Raw genomic sequence first — 16,149 nt, 5'->3', positions numbered from 1 at the left:
CCACCACTGCGATGCGGGATCGGTAGCGCCGGGTCATGCCCGGCGAGTGCGGTCAGGGCTGCTGCAGCTCCTGCAGTTCGCCCACCAGCCCGACCTCGCCGCGCTCCAGCCACACCCGCAGGCGTGTGCCGTGGTCAATACGCAGGGCCCAGCACAGCGACATCGGCAGGCCGCAGACCTGCGACAGCACCATGCGCAGCGGGCCGCCGTGGCTGACCACCAGCGTCGGCACCGGATCGTCATCATCAAGCAGGCGATCCAGCGCGCGCGCGATGCGCCGCTCGAAGTGGCCCCAGCTTTCGCCGTTCGGCGGCGGGAATGCATGCGGGTCGGCATGGAAGGCCGCCAATGCGTCCTCCGGCAGGTCGAACAGCGACTGCCCGTCCCAATCGCCGAAATCCAGCTCTTCCCATTCCTCGTCCGCTTCCACGTCCAGCCCGCGCGGCGTGGCCAGGGCCATCGCCGTGTGCAGCGAGCGCAGCCGCGGCGAACTGATCACCCGCTCCCAGGGCTGCGCAGCGTAGGCGTCGACCAGTTCCTGCGGCAGGCGGGCCAGCTGCGGTGGATCGCTGCGGCCATCGAGGAACTCATCGCGACCGTTGCCGGCATGGCGGACCAGGTCGAGGATCATGCGTGCGTCCTGTACAGGCAACGCGGGAACAGCGGAAAACGGGCGGACATCGGCAACGGCACCACGGGATCGAGGGACCATTCTAAGGGCACAGCAAAGGCAGTCGAGCACGCTCGACGCTACGGGCCGCCTGCGATGCCGTAGACTGCGCGCACTTCCAGGTGACCTGCGGCCACGGCCGGCAGGTTGAAACGGGAAGCCGGTGACGCGTGATTCCACGCCAGGCCGGCGCTGCCCCCGCAACGGTAAGCACGTCAGTTCCAGGCAACAACGCCACTGTGCCGCAGGCATGGGAAGGCGCCTGGACGGTGGCCTCGCGCCACCCGGCGGCAAGCCCGGAGACCGGCCAGGAAGCCTCAGGTCGCGATGCGGTGGGCATGGCGCTGGATGACCGCAGCCTGCGCTGCGGCGTCGGCGCATGCCTGCCTTCGCGGCTCCTCCCCTTCGCCACGCGGGCGTGCGTGGCACCTGGAGTCCCCCATGAAGCTGCAGTCCCGAATGCTGTCCCTGGCCGTGCTGGCCGCCCTGCCCGCGCTGGCCCAGGCCGCCGATGACACCACCGCGCTCGACCAGATCCTGGTCACCGCCACCCGCACCCCGATCGCCCTGCAGGACAGCATCGCGCCGGCCCAGGTGATCGACCGCGCGCAGATCGAATCCAGCCAGGCCACCTCGCTGCAGGAGCTGCTGCGCGGCCGCGCCGGCATCAACCTGACCAACTCCGGCGGCCTCGGCAAGCAGAGCTCGCTGTTCCTGCGCGGCACCAACTCGGGCCACACCGTGGTGCTGGTGGATGGTGTGCGCATCAACAGTGCCGACCTCGGCCTGGCCATGTACCAGGACCTGCCGCTGGCGCAGATCGAGCGCGTGGAAATCGTGCGCGGCCCGCAGTCCAGCCTGTACGGTGCCGACGCCATTGGTGGCGTGATCCAGATCTTCACCCGCCGCAACCAGGGCGATTTCGCTCCGCACTTCCAGCTCGGCGGTGGCAGCAACGGCCTGCGCGAAGCCAGCGGCGGCATCGGCGGTGGCACCGAACGCGGCTGGTTCGGCGCCGACATCGCCTACCAGCATTCCGACGGCATCGATGCCTGCCGCGGCTCCGCCTCGGTGTTCACCGCGGGCTGCTTTGCCGACGAGCACGACCGCGACGGCTACCGCAACCTGTCCAAGAGCCTGCGCGGCGGCTACAGCTTCAACGACCAGTGGACCGTGGAAGGCAGCGCACTGCGCGCCGACGGCAAGAACCACTACGACGGCTACTACAACTACTCGGAGACCCGCCAGCAGGTGCTGGCCGGCAAGGTGCGCTACACCCCGTCTGAACGCCTGGCTTTCACAGCCAACGTCGGCCGCAGTGACAACGAGTCGGACAACTTCGGCGACTTCGGCGCACGCGGCAGCGCGCAGACCCACCGCGACAGCGCCTCGCTGCAGGGTGACTTCACCTTGGCCGAAGGCCAGCTGTTGAGCACCGGCGTGGACTGGAGCGAAGACAACCTGGATGGCAGCAGCGCGGGCTACCTCGTCGACAGCCGTCGCAACACCGGCGTGTTCGTGCAGTATCAGGGCCGCTTCGGCCGCCACCAGCTGCAGGCCAGCGCACGCAACGACGACAACCAGCAGTTCGGCAACCATGCCACCGGCAGCGTGGGCTGGGCGATGGAACTGGAGCACGGCCTGCGCGTCAATGCCAGCTACGGCACTGCGTTCAAGGCGCCGACCTTCAGCGACCTGTACGACCCGTGGAGCGGGGTGCCGACGTTGAACCCGGAGAAGTCCAAGAGCGCCAATCTCGGTGTTTCGCAGCAGGGCCAGGGCTGGCATTGGGGCCTGGATGTGTACGAGACCCGCATCGATGACCTGATCACCTACGATGCGTCCACGATGAAGATGCAGCAGGTGGAGAAGGCGCGCATCCGCGGTGCCGAGCTGACCGGTGGCGTGCTGTTGGCCGGTTTCGACATCAACGCGCAGCTGAGCTACACCGACCCGCGCAACCGCACCCATGGCAGCACCCAGTTCGACAACTGGCTGCCGCGCCGTGCGCAGCAGACCGCGCGCCTGGACGTCGACCGCCGCTTCGGCGATTTCCGCGCCGGCCTGACCGTGCAGGGTGCGGGCAAGCGCTATGACGATGCGGCCAACGCGGTGAAGGTCGGTGGCTACGGCACGCTGGACCTGCGCGCCGAGTACGCGCTGACGCCGTCGTGGTCGCTGCTGGCGCGCGCCGCCAACGTATTCGACCGCACGTATGAAACCGTGGCGTGGTTCAACCAGCCGGGCCGCGAGTACCAGCTGAGCGTGCGTTACCAGCCGAAGTGACCGCGACGGTCATGGTAGTGCCGGCCGCCGGCCGGCAACATCATGACCTTCGACAGCGCATCGCGGGTTGCCGGCCAGCGGCCGGCACTACCCATTGCGTCGGCCCGGTTACCGCCCGGCGACCGGCGTTATCCGTTGCACCAGCCCTGCAACCCCGGCAGTTCACGCAGGTCGTCGATCACCGCCACCGCATGCGCGGTGGCCAGGTCCAGGCCGCGCGGATAGCCGTAACGCACCAGCGCGATCGGCATGCCTGCATCTTCGGCGGCACGGTAGTCGGTCAACGAATCACCGACCATCAGGCACGCCTCTACAGGCAGCCCGAAGTGCGCGGCGATATGCCGCAGCGGTTCACCACTGGGCTTGCGCTGCGGCAGGGAGTCGCCCCCCAGCACCAGCGCGAACGCATCACCGATGCCCAGATGCTGCAGCAGCGGTGGCACCAGCGCTTCGGGCTTGTTGGTGCAGATCGCCAGCGGCACGTTGCGCGCACGCAGTTGCGCCAGTGCTTCAGCCACGCCATCGAACAGACGCGGGCTGCGCAGCAGGCACTCACGGTAGTGCACCATGAACACCGGCATCACTTCGGCCAGGTCCACCTCGCGGCCGGCCGCATGCACGGCCTGTTCGACCAGGCGGCGCACACCGTCGCCGATCCAACCGAGCACCGTGGTTTCCGGCACGCGTGCCACACCGATGTCCTCCAGCGTGCGGTTCAGTGCTTCGGCGATATCAGCTGCGCTGTCGACCAGCGTGCCATCAAGGTCGAACACGACCAGCGGATAGGGATACGACAAGGGACGGCACCTGCATGACGTGGGGCCGTCCATTGTACGCCGCAGGTTTTTGCGCCGATCCGCCTCAGCCGATCCGGCGCGCGCGGGTCGCCAGGAAGGTGGGCAGATAGCGATCGATCAGGAATCGCGGCTGCGGCTGCCAGTCTTCCATGAAGCGATCGATGATGAAGCCGGCATCGAGCTGCCCACCGATCAGTTCGGTCAGGCTGTGGCCGAAGGTCAGCGCGTCACCCCGTGCCAGCTTCGCCTCGCGCTCGGCCGGCGCCAGGTCTTCCAGGTCCGAATAGGGAATGGCGTACTGTGGCCGGATCAGGCCCTGTGCATCCAGCTGCGGATCGCGCGCGCCGACGAACAGCACCGGGTTGTAGAAGCTGGCCATCAGCATGCCATCGCGTGCCAGCACGCGGCGGCATTCGGTCCACACCGGGCGCACATCAGGCACGTACAGGTTCGAGATCGGGTGGAACACCACATCGAAACTGTCGTTGGCAAACACGTGCAGATCGCGCATGTCGCCCTGCACGGTGCGCAGCTGCAGGCCATCGCGCGCGGCGACCCTGCGGTCCTGTTCCAGCTGCCCGTCGGAGAGATCGAACACGGTGACGTCAGCGCCCGCAGCGGCCAGCACCGGTGCCTGCTGGCCACCGCCTGAGGCCAGGCACAGGATGCGACGGCCGCGCACATCACCCATCCAGTCCAGTGGCAACGCGCGGGGCGTCAGGTGCACCTGCCAGCGGCCTTCGCGCGCGGCGGCAATCGTTGAACTTTCCACCGGGCGCGACCATTCGCGCACTTCGCTGGCCTGGCGGTCCCAGGCAGCACGGTTGTGGTCGATCAAGGCCTGTCCATGGTTCATGTGTTCTCCTTGCCCGGTGGGCGCCAATCCAGATCCTGGAAGGCCGGGCTGGCGAAACACTCGCCCAGGAAATCCAGGAATCGCCGCATGATAGCGGGCTGCTGGCGCCGTGACGCGTACACGGCATGAATGCCGAGTTCGTCCAGGCTGAATTCGGGCAGCAGTTCGATCAGCTCGCCACTGCGCAGCAGCGGCGCCACCTGGTAGGTCGGCAGCATGGCGATGCCGGCACCGGCGCGCACCGCCTCCAGCAGCAGCGAGGCCTCGTTGGCGCTGATGTTGCCACCCACCGCCACCGACAGCGAACGACCGTCGCGGTGCAGCTGCCACAGGCTCTTGCCGACGTAGTGGTGGGTCAGGCAGTTGTGCGCGGCCAGGTGCTCGGGAGCGGTCGGTGTGCCACGCGCCTGCAGGTAGGACGGCGTCGCGCACAGCACCGAACGGCAGGTGGCCAGCCGCCGCGCGATCAGGCTCGGGTCGATCTGGCGGGCGATGCGCACCGCCAGATCCACGCGCTCTTCCACCAGGTTCACCGTGCGGTCGACCAGCAGCAGCTCGATGCGCGCCGCCGGATGGCGCGCGACGAAGCCAGCCACCGCCCGTGCCAGATGGCTCTGCCCGAACGAGACGCTGGCGGTCACCCGCAACGTGCCATGCGGCTCGGGATCATCGCTGGCCAGTTCGCCCTGCAGTTCTTCACCGATCGCCAGCATCTGCCGGAAGCGCGCCAGTGCCGCCTCTCCAGGACCGGTCAGGCTGACCCGGCGCGTGGTCCGGTGCAGCAGCCGTGCGCCCAGCCAGCCCTCGACCTCGGCCAGGTAGCGGCTGACCATCGCCCGCGACATGTCCAGCACCTCGGCGGCGGCGGTGAGGCTGCCGCGCTCGGCCACCTCGACGAAGACGGTCATGGCGGTCAATCGGTCCATATGCTCGATCCATGCAACAAACAAGCGCGTTATACGCTGTTTTTCGATCAACTGCAGCAGCCTAGAGTGGCCCCATTCCCACCCCACACCGCCCCACGGAGTCCTGCCATGAAGATCGCCCTCGTTGGTTCCACCGGCAACATCGGCCGCCAGATCGCCCGCCACGCGCTGGCCCGCGGCCACGAACTCACTGTCATCGTACGCAGCGCGCAGGACCTCCCGGCCGAGCTGGCCGGTGCCCATCCGGTGATCGCCTCGCTGGATGACCAGGACGCGCTGGTTGCCGCCATCACCGGCCACGACGTGCTGGCCAGTGCCTACGGCCCGCGCCCGGGCGATGACATCGGCCGCGTCGGCGAGGTCGCCGCGCAGCTGGCCGCCGCCGCACGCAAGGCCGGCGTGCCCCGCCTGGTGGTGGTCGGTGGCGCCGGCAGCCTCGAAGTCGCACCCGGCGTGCAGCTGGTCGATACCCCCACCTTCCCGGAGGCCTACAAGCCGTACGCACTGGCCCACCGTGAGGCGTTCAACCGCCTGCAGGCGGTGGATGACCTGGACTGGACCTTCTTCTCGCCGGCCGCCGAAATCGGCCCGGGCGAAGAGCGCGGCCAGTACCGCGTACAGCCCAAGGCCTTCCTGGCTGATGCCAGCGGCCACAGCCGCATCAGCTACGCCGACTACGGCGCGGCGTTCGTCGCCGAGCTGGAAGCGCACCAGTACCCGAAGCAGATCATCACTGCGGCGTACTGATGCCAGGCCGCCGGGCATGGCCCGGCGCTACCCACCTGTGAGCCAGGCCCACGCCCGGCTCGCCGTCCGCCACAAGGAATGCCCCATGCGTACCGCTGCCCTGCTGCTCCCCCTCGCCCTGGCCGCCAGCTTCACCAGTGCGCCACTGCTCGCCGCGCCGGCCGCCGCGGCGCCGGCCACGGCCACGAAATCCCAGCTGCACCTGCAGACCTTCCATCCCGGCCCGCAGGCGATGTTCTCGGTGTCCTCGGTGCTGATCGAAGGCCGCCACGACGCGATCCTGGTCAATGCGCAGTTTGGTGCCAGCGACGCGCGCAAGCTGGTCGAGCTGATCCGCACCAGCGGCAAGCAGCTGACCACCATCTACATCAGCCACGGCGATCCGGACTACTACTTCGGCCTGGCCACGCTGCAGGACGCGTTCCCGCAGGCGCGCGTCGTCGCCACTGCGCAGACCGTCGCCCACATCCAGCAGACCCAGGCCGGCAAGCTGGCCTACTGGGGACCGAAGATGGGCGCCGACGTGCCGGCGCGCATCGTGGTGCCGCAGGTGCTGGACGGCGATGCCCTGCAACTGGAAGGCCAGCGCCTGCCGCTGATCGGCCTGGATGGACCCACGCCGGACCGCACGGTGCTGTGGGTGCCGTCGCTGCGCGCGATCGTCGGTGGCATTCCGGTGGTGGCCGGTGAACACGTGTGGATGGCCGACACGCAGACGCCGAAGTCGCACACCGACTGGCTGCAGACCCTGCAGCGGCTGCAGGCACTGAAGCCGAAGGTGGTGGTGCCGGGGCATTACGCGCCGGGTGCGGCGTTGGATGCCAGTGCGCTGCGCTTCACCTCGGACTACATCCGCGCGTTCGATGTTGAGGCGGCAAAGGCGAAGGACAGTGCGGCGCTGGTGAAAGCAATGCAGGCGCGGTACCCGAAGCTGGCGGGCGTGGAGTCGCTGGAGCTGAGTGCGAAGGTGGCCAAGGGCGAGATGCAGTGGCCATGAGGTAGGGAGTTTTCTTTTGCAGGGCTGCGCCCTGCACCTGCTCAATGCAACGGCAACAGCCGAAGCAACAGCTGGCTATCCGTGGGATGGCGAGGTGGGTCCGGTTGCGGGGGACGCCGTGAATCCGTCCATGGAGGCTCGGTCGCGCCATCCATGGCGCTCACGCCCCCGCAACCGGACCCACCCCGCCTTCGACAGTTCTCTGCGATCTGCCTGGATGGCATGTCTCCGCAACCTGTCTGGATGGCATGACCTGCTCTTGGTAGGTGTCGACCTTGGTCGACACGAAGATCAGCTACGTGGGGACTCGTTCGGCCCGTGCTCGAACAGTTCCCCCTGCACCACCGGCTCCTTTTCGCGGAAGCCACCGAGTCCGACACCCACCAGCCGGTAGCGGGTCTCCGCCGGCAGGTCGACGCGGGCGCGCAGGGCCAGGGCGATGTCGCGCAGTTCTTCCATCGATTCCGGCGGGCGCTCCGGGGTGAAGCTGCGGGTGAGGATGCGGAACTGCGCGGTCTTCAGTTTCAGCACCACGGTGTGGCCGACGCGTTCGGTCTTGCGCGTGGCATTCCAGGTTTTCTCTGCCAACTGCACGATCGCCTCCCCCAGGTCTTCCAACGGCAGGTCTTCGGCGAAGGTGTCTTCGGAGGAAATCGACTGCACCTGTTGGTCCGGCTCCACCGGCCGCTCGTCGATGCCGCGTGCGCGGTTGTACAGGCTGCGGCCGAAACTGCCGAACGCCTCTTCCAGGTCGATCAGTGCCCACTGCCGCAGGTCGCCGCAGGTGACGATGCCGCGCGCGGCCAGCTTGCCTTCCATCACCTTGCCGACGCCGGGCACGCGGTTCACCGGCAGTGGCAGCAGGAAGGCGTCCACCCGCTGCGGTGGAATCACGAACTGGCCGTCGGGCTTGCGCCAGTCCGAGGCGATCTTGGCCAGGAACTTGTTCGGCGCGATCCCGGCTGAAGCAGTCAGGTTCGTTTCCTCGCGGATCTGCGCGCGGATGGTGCGGGCGATGTCGGTGGCCAGTTCAATGCCACTCTTCGGCTCGGTCACGTCCAGATAGGCCTCGTCCAGCGACAGCGGCTCGACCAGGTCGGTATGGCGCAGGAAGATCGCGCGTACCTGCTGTGACACCGCCTTGTAACGCGCGAAGTCCGGCGGCACGAAGATCGCGTCCGGGCACAGGCGCTCGGCACGCACGGCGGGCATCGCCGAACGCACGCCGAACACGCGCGCCTCGTAGGACGCCGCACACACCACCGAGCGGGCACCCCGCCATGCCACGACCACCGGCTTGCCGCGCAGTGACGGATCGTCGCGCTGCTCCACCGACGCGTAGAACGCGTCCATGTCAACGTGGATGATCTTGCGCAGTCGGGTCATGTCAGGTGGGAAAGGCGGGGCCGGGCCGGGTGGGCCACACGCCGAAGTATGGTCGTTGCACATCAACAGGATGCGCGTATTCCCTTGAAAACACTACGGTTGCGTACGGTTGAAATGTTTGATCGGCGCAGTTTCCACGGGCATCCTCGAGCGCTTGTTTCCCTGTTTCCCCGCTTCCAGGATTGTGCTTCATGACCCGTCTCCACGCGTTCAACCGCGAACAGCTGCTGGCCAGCGCACGCGGTGAACTGTTCGGCACCGCCGCCGGCCGTTTGCCCAACGATCCGATGCTGATGTTCGACCGCATCACCGACATCCGCGAGGACGGCGGACCGCATGGCAAGGGCATGGTACGCGCCGAACTGGATATCCGCCCGGACCTGTGGTTCTTCGGCTGCCACTTCACCGGCGACCCGGTGATGCCCGGCTGCCTCGGCCTGGATGCCATGTGGCAGCTGACCGGCTTCTTCCTGACCTGGCTGGGCGCCCCCGGCAAGGGCCGCGCACTGGGCTGCGGCGAGGTGAAGTTCACCGGCCAGGTACTGCCGGAGGCCAAACTGGTGCGCTACGAGATCGACATCAGCCGTGTCATCAACCGCAAGCTGGTGATGGCCCAGTCGGACGCCCGCATGTACGTGGATGACCGCGAAATCTACAGCGCGCGCGACCTGCGCGTCGGCCTGTTCACTGAAACCGGGAGCTTCTGATGCGTCGCGTCGTCATCACCGGCATGGGCATCACGTCCTGCCTCGGCAATGATCTGGATACCGTTTCGGCTGCGCTGCGCGAAGGGCGCTCGGGCATCACCGCCCTGGCCGACCACGCCGAAGCGGGCCTGCGCAGCCAGGTAGGCGGTCGCGTCGACCTCGACCTGGAGGCGCTGATCGACCGCAAGCAGAAGCGCTTCATGAGCGATGCGGCGGCCTTCGCCTACCTGTCCATGCGCGATGCGATCGCCGATGCCGGGCTCAGCCCCGAGCAGGTCAGCAACCTGCGCACCGGCCTGATCGCCGGTTCCGGCGGCGGCTCCAGCGAATGGCAGATCGGCGCAGTCGACCTGCTGCGCGAACGCGGTGTGCGCAAGGTCGGCCCGTACATGGTGCCGCGCACGATGTGCTCGACGGTCTCGGCCTGCCTGGCCACGGCCTACCAGATCAAGGGTGTCAGCTACTCGCTGTCGGCCGCCTGCGCGACCTCGGCGCACTGCATCGGCGCCGCCGCGGACATGATCCGCCATGGCGCGCAGGACATCATGTTCGCCGGTGGCGGTGAAGACCTGCACTGGTCGATGAGCGTGATGTTCGATGCGATGGGTGCGCTGTCGACCAGCTTCAACGAGACCCCGGCCAGCGCCTCGCGTCCATACGACAAGGACCGCGACGGCTTCGTCATCGCCGGTGGCGGCGGCATGCTGGTGCTGGAGGACTACGACCACGCGGTTGCGCGCGGTGCGCACATCCATGCCGAGCTGATCGGCTATGGCGTGACGTCCGATGGCGCCGACATGGTCGCGCCGTCCGGTGAAGGCGCGGTGCGCTGCATGAAGATGGCGCTGCAGGACGTCGATCGTCCGCTGGACTATCTCAACACCCACGGCACTTCCACGCCGCTGGGCGACGTCACCGAGCTCAACGCGATCCGCGAAGTGTTCGGCGATGCGGTGCCACCGCTGTCCTCGACCAAGGCGCTGTCCGGCCATTCGCTGGGTGCGGCCAGCGTGCATGAGGCGATCTACTGCCTGCTGATGATGCGCGATGGCTTCGTTGCCGGTTCGGCCAACATCGGCGAACTGGACCCGAAGGTGGAAAGCTTCCCGATCCTGCGCGAGAGCCGCGAGCAGAAGCTGGATACGGTGATGTCCAACAGCTTTGGCTTCGGTGGCACCAACGCTGCACTGGTGTTCGGGCGGGTGTGATGGGGCAGGTGTGCCGACCAACGGTCGGCACCCGTAGAGTCGAGCTTGCTCGACTGCATTGAAAAGCGTGCCAACCAAGGTTGGCACCTACCGGGGCGTTTGGGCGTGCCAACCAAAGTCGGCACCTACCAGGGCGTTTGGGCGTGCCAACCAAGGTTGGCACCTGCCGGGGCATTGGGTGTGCCGACCCACGGTCGGCGCCCACCGTTACCTCGGCAGCAGCGGCAGCAGCAGCGCGTGCGCGTCCACCAGCGAGCCGACGATGCGGTGACCCAGTGCGCGCAGCTCTTCATCCGGATGCACCAGGTCCGGCACCTGGATCACGGTCATGCCGGCAGCCAGCGCTGCACGCGTGCCGGCCGGTGAGTCTTCCAGCGCCAGGCAGCGCTCGGGCACCTGGCCCAGCCGCTGCGCGGCCAGCAGGTAGATATCCGGCGCCGGCTTCGGCCGCGCCACATCACCACTGGTGATCACGGCATCGAAATACGGCAGCAGGCCGGCAGCGGCCAGCTTGCGGTTGGCCCGCGGCTGCCGCGTGGTGGTTGCCACCGCGCGCGGTACCGCGTGCGCTTTCAGCAGCTCCAGCAGCTCCAGAATGCCCGGACGCAGCGGCAGGCCGGTCTGTGTGCGTGCTTCGTACAGCTCATGGCAGCGTGCGGCCACCGCTTCGATCACGCTGTCCTCGATGCCCTGCGCACGCAGCAGCGCGTGCGTGTCACGGTCACCGAGGCCGACCATGCGCAGGAACACCGCCTCGTCCAGGCCCAGTCCGAACTCGTCGGCGGCCTCGCTCCAGCAGGCCAGCGAGACCCGCTCGCTGTCGATCATCAGGCCGTCCATGTCAAAGATGACGGCGTCGGGCAGGAACGGCAGCGCAGCGATGGTGGTCATGGAGCGAACAGCGTATCCAGATCGGTGGAGGTGAGCTGCCGCCATTGCCCCTCGTCCAGTCCCTGCAGGTCCAGCCCGCCGACGCGGCTGCGGTGCAGGGTCTGCACGTGGTTGCCGGTGGCGGCGAACATGCGGCGTACCTGATGGTAGCGGCCTTCATGCAGTACCAGGCGTGCGCGACGCGCATCCAGCACTTCCAGTTCAGCCGGCAGCAGGGGGGTCTTCTCGGACTCCAGCATCAGCGTACCGCTGGCGAACAACGCCACTTCGTCGCCGCGCAGGTCGTCGCTCAGTTCCACTTCGTAGACCTTGGGCAGCTTCGACTTCGGCGAGATGATCCGGTGCAGCAGGCCACCATCCTCGGTCAGCAGCAGCAGGCCGCTGGTCTCGCGGTCGAGGCGGCCCACGGTGGACAGCACCGGATCGCGGTCACGGAAGCGCGGCGGCAGCAGGTCGTAGATCAAGCGGCCGGTGTCCTTGGTCGAACAGGTGTAGCCGGCCGGCTTGTGCAGCGCGATCGACAGCCCCACCGGCGGGTCCAGCGGCTCGCCGTCGACCCGGATCGCCTCGTGCGGCACCTGGTCGTCGGCATACAGCACCTCGCCGTCGGCGTCGGTGACGCGGCCTTCGCGGAACATCCACTGCACCTGCTTGCGGCTGCCATAGCCCAGGTTGGCGATGAGCTTGACCAGCTTCACTTGCCCTTCCCCTTCACCGCTTCCACCAGCTTGAAGCCATCACGCTCGGCGATCACGCGCACCGCGCCAAAGCTCTCGTTGAGCGTGTACTCGTACGGCAGGTGGCGGTTGGCCACCACGTACAGGCGTCCGCCCGGGCGCAGCGCCTGCGCGGCCACGGCGATGAAGCGCTGGCCGATGTCCGGGCGATCGGCGCGCGACGGCGTGTGGAACGGCGGGTTGCTGATGATGACGTCGTAGCCCGGTTCGATACCCGCGGTGACGTCCTGCCACAGGAAGCGCAGCGGCAGCGCGCGCGGCGGCGGCGCCAGGTTCAGTTCGGCCAGGGCCAACGCACGCTGCTCGGCTTCGTACAGATCCAGCGCGGTGATCTTCGGGCAGCGTTCCAGCAGCTCGCGCGACAGGTAGCCATAGCCCGCGCCGAGGTCGGCGGCACGCCCGGCCAGGTCGGCCGGCAGGTGCTCGGCCAACAGCGCCGACGCCGGGTCGATGCGATCCCAGGCGAACACGCCCGGGCGGCTGAGGAAACGGCCGCCGACGATCGGCCGCACCGCATCCAGTGCCGACCAGCGCTTGGCCAGGTCGGCGTCGTGCTGGCCCTGCATCGGGGCGGTCCAGTACACGCGACAGTGGTTCTTGGTCAGGCTGCCGCCGAGGCCGGTCAGTTGCTTGAGGTCACCCTCGCCCGAACGTGCACCTTCGTTGTTGGACTGGCAGGCGACGATGCGGCCGCCGTCGGCGACCAGCGCCAGCGCGCGCGCGAACAGGGCACGGGCCTCCTCGCGCTGGCGCGGCGGCAGCACCAGCACCAGCGGGTAGCGGCCCTTGCCGGCCACATCATCCAGCTGGCCGCTGACGGTCCAGCCGGCGGCCTGCTGCAGCGGCTGCGCGAACGGGGCAAAGCTCTGCTCGCAATGCACTTCGCGGTTGCCGGCCACTTCGCGCAGCGGCCAGCCGTCGCGGGCACGCAGGAAGGCCACCGGGCCCTCCGGCCAGCGCAGGGCGCCTTGGGAGAACGGCAGGAACAGGGTCTGCAGGGGGGCGTCGTCGCTGGAGGCCATCGGCGCGGGTACTTCAAGCGTGAGGGCCGTCCATTGTACCGGCTTGGCCGGGCCGGCCCCGGCGGCCGCTTTGCGAAACCCGAACGGGGCCTTGATCTGCCAGCAACATTGAAACGTTCAGGGTAGAGGCTCCCCCGGAAACCCAGGAGAACCTGCATGCGAGCCTTGTTCGTCGGTGGCGTGGTCGACAACAGTGAAATGGACCTGGAAGGCAGCCATCCGCCCGTGCATTACCCCGAGGACACCGGCGGTGGCCACTCGCGCTACCGGCTGCACCAGGTCGGCCATGGTGCCGACGGAAGCGTGGCCTATGCGGTGTACGGCGCACCGGACCTGGCCGACGACGAGGTGGCGAGGGTGGCGGAAGAACGCGCCTATGCGCGCCGGTTCGAGGCGACGCCTACGTTGTTCGAGCATTGATCCCAACAGCCACGCATGGCGTGGCTCTACTGCAACCTCTGGAAAATCCACGCTGTGCGTGGACGGCATGAGGCCTGGCCGATGACGAGGTCACGCACATCCATGCGTGGCCCTTTCCAGTAGATCCACGCCATGCGTGGATGGGGTTGGCAGGTTGCCGTCAGACCCTGGGCGGCAACCTGCGGATGCTGGCGATCTCATCCAGCCACACATGGTGCTGCTGCACCGGCGTGTCGTAGTCATCCAGGCGCAGCTGGCCGTTGCTGCCTTCGTCGCCGGCCTCGTTGCGGTATTGCTGCACCGTCGGTTTCACGGCGACGGTGCCGAGCAGTCGGCGACCATCGTGCAGGGTCAGTTCCACCTGCGTTTCGCCTTCCAGCTGCGGCAGCAGGGCTTCCAGGCGCGCGATCTGCGCCGGATCGGTGTGGATGCGGGGAGCTGTACGGGACATCGGCGACCTCCTGCGTGCAGGGTCGCCGATCGGCCGTGAATGCTCAGTGCAGCGCGCTGTCCGCGCGTGGCACCTGCACTTTGCGTACCGCAGCCACCAGCTGTGCCACCGAGTACGGCTTGGCCACGTGTTCCTGGAAGCCCGACGCCAGCGCTCGGCGCCGGTCATCGGCACGTGCCAGCGCGGTCACGGCAACCGCCGGCAGGGTCATCGCATCCACGCCCATGTCCTCGCGCAGCGTGCGCACCAGGCCATAGCCATCCATGCCCGGCATGCCGATGTCGGTCAGCATCACGTGGTACTGCAGGTGCCCGGTATCGGCCAGCAGCGCCAGCGCTTCACCGGCCGAGCTGGCTGCCGACACGCTTGCGCCCTGCTCTTCCAGCATGCGCCGCAGGTACTCCAGCACTTCCGGCTGGTCTTCCACCGCCAGCACGTGCATGCCACGCAGCGGATACGGCTCGACGATCACCGGCTCCAGGATCGGTCCGCTGATCACTTCGCGCAGCGGCCGCCGTTCGGCATCGGGAATGTGCTGCGGCAGGCGCACGGTGAAGGTGGCGCCGTGGCCATGGCCCTCGCTGGCGGCGGCGACGGTACCGCCATGCAGTTCGACCAGCTGCTGCACGATTGCCAGACCCAGGCCGAGGCCGCCATGCCGTCGGGTGGTGGTGCCATCGGCCTGGCGGAAGCGGCTGAACAGATGATTGAGGAATTCGGGCGCGATGCCGTCGCCGGTGTCGCGCACGGTGATCACCCAGTGGTTGCCGTCGGCCTGCAGCTGCAGATCGATGCGGCCTTCGGCCGGGGTGAACTTGATCGCATTCGACAGCAGGTTCCACAACACCTGCTGCAGGCGGGTGGCATCGCCCAGCACCAGGCTGGGCTGCTCCGGCAGCTGCAGGCTCACGTCCAGCGCCTTGCCTTCGGCGACCAGCTCCTGCGCGCCGATGGCTTCGCCCAGCAGGTCGCGCAGATCCAGTATCTCCACCTCCAGCTGCACCTTGCCCAGCAGCATGCTGCTGAGGTCGAGCATGTCCGAGATCAGCCGCTTCTGCGCACCGGCGCTGTTGGCGATCACGTTCAGGCCCTTGTACAGCGGGCTGGTGTTGTCCACGCGCTGCAGCAGCAGTTCGCTCCAACCGAGGATGGTGGTCAGTGGCGTACGCAGTTCATGCGACAGCGTGGCCAGGAACTCGTCCTTCAGCCGCGCCATGTTCTCGGCTGCGCTGCGCGCGGCACGCTCGGACTGCAGCAGCTCCTCGCGGGCCAGTTCGATCTCGCGGCGTTCGGTCACGTCCGGGCTGCTGCCGGCCAGGCCGATGAAGCGGCCCATCCGCGAGAAGCGCGGACGCGCGTTCATCTCCAACCAACGCCAGTCGCCATCGGCGCGTCGGGCCCGCACCAGCGCATGCATCGACCGCTGCGCCTTCAGCGCTTCCTGCAGTTCGTACTCGAACACCGACGCATCGTCCGGGTGCACCAGGCCACGCCAGACATCTTCCGGCACGCGCGTCTCGTCGCCGCCGAAGAACTCACTGAAAGCGCTGTTGACGAAACGGGCATGGCCGCGCTCGTCGAGCACCCACACCGGCATCGGCAGGCCATCGGCCAGCGCACTGAAGCGGGCTTCGCTTTCGCCCAGCTCCACTTCCATCTGCTTGCGCGCGGTGATGTCGAAGAACAGGATGCCGACCTTGTCCTCACCCGGGCGGCCCACGCGCACCGCATCCACCGCGAACGAGCGGCCCAGCGCACGCGCTTCCATCTCGAACTGTGCCGGCCGGCCACTGCGGGCAACTTCGCCGTAGATGCGGAACCAGTCTTCCTCGTGGCCCGGTTCCAGCGCCGTCATGCGCTGGCCACGCGCATCCTTCAGGCCGGTGTGGCGCTCGAATGCGTCGTTGACCTCGATGAAACGATAGTCGACCGCACGATCGCCCTCGAACAGCACCTGGATCACGCAGAAACCGGCGTTGATGCGCTCAAGCACGCCATGATGCAGGTCGGGTTCGGGCGCCGGCACCATCATCGGTGGGCGCTCCACG

The 16,149-nt window shown here is 68.0% G+C and carries 16 protein-coding genes and 1 riboswitch; of the genes, 6 read left to right on the top strand and 10 right to left on the bottom strand.

Translation table 11 applies throughout. From position 1 onward, the window contains the following. Positions 1-52: 52 nt before the first annotated feature. A complete protein-coding gene (locus ACSYAO_RS02525; protein ID WP_049462421.1) occupies positions 53-631 on the bottom strand; it encodes a histidine phosphatase family protein in 579 nt (192 codons plus the stop codon). Between the two features lie 142 nt (positions 632-773). Continuing rightward, a riboswitch (cobalamin riboswitch) is annotated at positions 774-996 on the top strand. Positions 997-1,111: 115 nt separating this feature from the next. On the opposite strand from ACSYAO_RS02525, the gene btuB reads away from it, so the two are divergent. Further along, positions 1,112-2,956 carry a TonB-dependent vitamin B12 receptor gene (btuB, locus tag ACSYAO_RS02520; protein ID WP_049462423.1) on the top strand — a complete coding sequence of 615 codons (1,845 nt, stop codon included), beginning with the start codon at positions 1,112-1,114 and terminating at the stop codon, positions 2,954-2,956. A gap of 128 nt (positions 2,957-3,084) precedes the next feature. Here btuB and gph read toward each other — a convergent pair whose 3' ends face one another. From gph to ACSYAO_RS02505, 3 genes are all read right to left on the bottom strand, one after another. After that, a complete protein-coding gene (gene gph / locus ACSYAO_RS02515; RefSeq protein WP_049462426.1) occupies positions 3,085-3,753 on the bottom strand; it encodes a phosphoglycolate phosphatase in 669 nt (222 codons plus the stop codon). Between the two features lie 64 nt (positions 3,754-3,817). Then, entirely contained in the window at positions 3,818-4,609 is a 792-nt protein-coding gene (locus ACSYAO_RS02510; RefSeq protein ID WP_032128731.1) for a class I SAM-dependent methyltransferase, read from the bottom strand. Further along, positions 4,606-5,535, bottom strand: a complete 930-nt coding sequence (locus ACSYAO_RS02505; protein WP_032128732.1) for a LysR family transcriptional regulator — start codon at positions 5,533-5,535, stop codon at positions 4,606-4,608. Before ACSYAO_RS02505 ends, ACSYAO_RS02510 begins: the two co-directional genes overlap by 4 nt. A 108-nt stretch (positions 5,536-5,643) precedes the next feature. On the opposite strand from ACSYAO_RS02505, the gene ACSYAO_RS02500 reads away from it, so the two are divergent. Both ACSYAO_RS02500 and ACSYAO_RS02495 read left to right on the top strand, forming a co-directional pair. Beyond that, positions 5,644-6,282, top strand: a complete 639-nt coding sequence (locus tag ACSYAO_RS02500; protein WP_049462428.1) for an NAD(P)-dependent oxidoreductase — start codon at positions 5,644-5,646, stop codon at positions 6,280-6,282. Positions 6,283-6,367: 85 nt separating this feature from the next. Further along, entirely contained in the window at positions 6,368-7,279 is a 912-nt protein-coding gene (locus ACSYAO_RS02495; protein ID WP_049462430.1) for an MBL fold metallo-hydrolase, read from the top strand. Positions 7,280-7,570: 291 nt separating this feature from the next. Here ACSYAO_RS02495 and dinB read toward each other — a convergent pair whose 3' ends face one another. Further along, positions 7,571-8,665 (bottom strand): DNA polymerase IV, encoded by a 1,095-nt coding sequence (gene dinB, locus ACSYAO_RS02490; protein ID WP_049463455.1) that lies wholly within the window; start codon positions 8,663-8,665, stop codon positions 7,571-7,573. 191 nt (positions 8,666-8,856) lie between these two features. On the opposite strand from dinB, the gene fabA reads away from it, so the two are divergent. Further along, a complete protein-coding gene (gene fabA, locus ACSYAO_RS02485) occupies positions 8,857-9,372 on the top strand; it encodes a 3-hydroxyacyl-[acyl-carrier-protein] dehydratase FabA (RefSeq protein WP_049463456.1) in 516 nt (171 codons plus the stop codon). Beyond that, positions 9,372-10,580, top strand: coding sequence for a beta-ketoacyl-ACP synthase I (fabB, locus tag ACSYAO_RS02480; RefSeq protein ID WP_049424825.1), 1,209 nt, complete (start codon positions 9,372-9,374; stop codon positions 10,578-10,580). Before fabA ends, fabB begins: the two co-directional genes overlap by 1 nt. A gap of 207 nt (positions 10,581-10,787) precedes the next feature. Here the strand turns inward: fabB and ACSYAO_RS02475 are convergent, their stop codons facing one another. From ACSYAO_RS02475 to ACSYAO_RS02465, 3 genes are read right to left on the bottom strand one after another with little or no spacing between them, the layout of a single operon-like run. After that, entirely contained in the window at positions 10,788-11,471 is a 684-nt protein-coding gene (locus ACSYAO_RS02475; RefSeq protein ID WP_049463457.1) for an HAD family hydrolase, read from the bottom strand. Then, on the bottom strand, positions 11,468-12,169 hold the full coding sequence (locus ACSYAO_RS02470) for a pseudouridine synthase (protein ID WP_049463458.1): 702 nt from the start codon (positions 12,167-12,169) through the stop codon (positions 11,468-11,470). Before ACSYAO_RS02470 ends, ACSYAO_RS02475 begins: the two co-directional genes overlap by 4 nt. Continuing rightward, positions 12,166-13,230 carry a class I SAM-dependent methyltransferase gene (locus ACSYAO_RS02465; protein ID WP_032128737.1) on the bottom strand — a complete coding sequence of 355 codons (1,065 nt, stop codon included), beginning with the start codon at positions 13,228-13,230 and terminating at the stop codon, positions 12,166-12,168. The genes ACSYAO_RS02470 and ACSYAO_RS02465 overlap by 4 nt, the downstream gene beginning before the upstream one ends. Positions 13,231-13,386: 156 nt before the next feature. On the opposite strand from ACSYAO_RS02465, the gene ACSYAO_RS02460 reads away from it, so the two are divergent. Beyond that, complete coding sequence (locus ACSYAO_RS02460; RefSeq protein WP_005407925.1) at positions 13,387-13,650, top strand: hypothetical protein; 264 nt, start codon at positions 13,387-13,389, stop codon at positions 13,648-13,650. Between the two features lie 160 nt (positions 13,651-13,810). Here ACSYAO_RS02460 and ACSYAO_RS02455 read toward each other — a convergent pair whose 3' ends face one another. Further along, on the bottom strand, positions 13,811-14,101 hold the full coding sequence (locus ACSYAO_RS02455; protein ID WP_049463459.1) for a DUF3247 family protein: 291 nt from the start codon (positions 14,099-14,101) through the stop codon (positions 13,811-13,813). Between the two features lie 43 nt (positions 14,102-14,144). Then, entirely contained in the window at positions 14,145-16,133 is a 1,989-nt protein-coding gene (locus ACSYAO_RS02450; protein WP_032128739.1) for a hybrid sensor histidine kinase/response regulator, read from the bottom strand. Positions 16,134-16,149 lie beyond the last annotated feature (16 nt).

The sequence above is a fragment of the Stenotrophomonas sp. STK16_22 genome, assembly GCF_051984505.1.
GTDB classification, from domain to species: domain Bacteria; phylum Pseudomonadota; class Gammaproteobacteria; order Xanthomonadales; family Xanthomonadaceae; genus Stenotrophomonas; species Stenotrophomonas maltophilia_A.
The sequence above is the reverse complement of the archived record's forward strand: the minus strand, read 5'-3'. Positions and strand labels throughout refer to the sequence as shown.